At 44.1% G+C, this 1,879-nt stretch carries 2 protein-coding genes; both read left to right on the top strand.

Annotated features, from left to right (window positions below; translation table 11 throughout):
* Positions 1–1,512: efflux RND transporter permease subunit (locus tag A3761_RS21005; RefSeq protein WP_197473157.1), on the top strand; the 1,512-nt coding region annotated here is incomplete at its 5' end.
* A partial coding sequence (locus A3761_RS21000; protein ID WP_156492004.1) for a hypothetical protein occupies positions 1,509–1,879 on the top strand: 371 nt, incomplete at its 3' end. The genes A3761_RS21005 and A3761_RS21000, both read left to right, overlap by 4 nt.

Genomic DNA, 1,879 nt, shown 5'->3' with positions numbered 1-1,879 from the left:
AGTGAACCTGTAATCTTGCACGTTTATTCGGTTATCGGCCCAACGCTTAAGATATCGAATCAGGAAAACAAACAAAACCTTGATCATACCGCCCAAGTAACGCTAGAACTGTCTGACTCAAAAACGAGAGAGCGTAGCGGTCAGGAAGTCTTAAACCGTTGGCGCGAGTTGATTGGCCGTATTGATGGAGCAAGCAAGCTTAGTTTTAGTTCTAGCCTAAGCCCCTCAAAGCCTGATATCAATATTGAGCTTTCCGGTTATGATCGCTTACAGCTTGAAACTGCTGCGAAACAGTTAAAGGATAAACTGAGTCATTACAGCGGAACTTATGACTTGGCAGACTCCCTTAATGAAAAGAAAAAACAGGCGCAGATCACCTTAAAGGATAACGCTATTTCACTTGGACTAACGCTTGAGCAGGTTATCAGGCAAGTCAATAGGGCGTATCAGGGTGAAGTGGTGCAAACGATCCAAACGCAAGATGATGAAGTCGATGTCTGGCTAGGCTTGCCTGAAGAAGAACGAGCTTCGATGTGGTACCTGGAGCACCTGCCAATTTTGATAGCAGATGGCAGCTATATAGACTTGTCAATAATTGCTGATATTCACTTCCGACAGGCACCGAATAATATTCGCCGCTATGAGCGCAAGCGAGTGGTGACCGTGAGCGCATACGTCAATACAGAACATAACTCGGTTTACAATATTCAAAAGGACCTTAAAGAACACTACCTCGACACGCTAGTCGCGCAATATCCAGATATGAAGTGGGGAACCGCAGGTAAACAAAAAAGTATTGTGGCGTTTTTAGATATTCTGTTTAACGGTTATCTAATCGCTATCTTCGTAATGTATTTGATGATGGCGGTTTTATTCTCGTCTTACAGTCAGCCCTTATTGGTTTTGTTTGCAATCCCTTTTGGAATTCTAGGCTCACTTTTCGGTCATATGTTATTAAATCTGGAATTAACGCTTTGGTCATTCATAGGTATGGTGGCGGTCAGCGGTATTGTCGTCAATGACAACCTGGTCTTGATGGACTGTATTAATGAGCTGCGCAAGAAGGGCGTGAATATCTTTAGTGCAGTATGCGAAGCTGGCAAGAAACGCTTCAGGCCAATACTCTTAACGTCAATTACAACGTTTGCAGGCTTAACACCTTTGATCCTGGAAACCAGCATTCAGGCTAAGTTTTTAATACCCATGGCCGTATCGCTGGCCTTTGGGGTTATTTTTGCAACACTGATCAGCTTGCTTTTAGTGCCCGCAAGCTACCTATTACTGGATCAATATATCAAGAGCCTAAGCACCGCTAGCAAACAGGTAACGAATAATGCGCTCGACTCCGAGAGCGTTGAAGACGCCTATCAACGCGGTTTTGAGCAGGGCAGTCGAGCGAAGAAGAAATCACAGAGCCCATATAATGATGAGGTATTAACTTCAAGCTGGGAAGCAGGTTGGCTTGATGCGAAAAATACCCTTAACGTTCTCAAGACGGATCAGGCATCATGAGTATATTTCAACGTCACCCGAAAGATCATGTTGCCTTATGGTTTGAACAAAGGCGCAAGCTAGGCGTAAGTGATGACATATATTGGGGGCGATATACGCCTCACACCTCAGAGCAAGAAGAAGCGCTAAAAGTAGATATCTTCCAGCACGCCAATGGTGACGGCATGAGCATAATGAAGCACATGCTGAACGATCTCGGTTTCACCAGTGTGAAGATCCCTAAGTGTAGAGAAACCGGTGAACCTGACACTCAAGAATTGAAAGCGATCAAAGCGTTAATTCCAGATTTAATAACATATGACCGAAAAGTGAGCCTAGAATTCCAAAAGGGATTGCAAACAAAACCAATAAGGGCTGTCTGTAAGAC

The sequence above is a fragment of the Oleiphilus sp. HI0123 genome (assembly GCF_001635315.1).
Note: the sequence above shows the minus strand (reverse complement) of the source record. Positions and strands in the feature narration are given on the sequence as shown.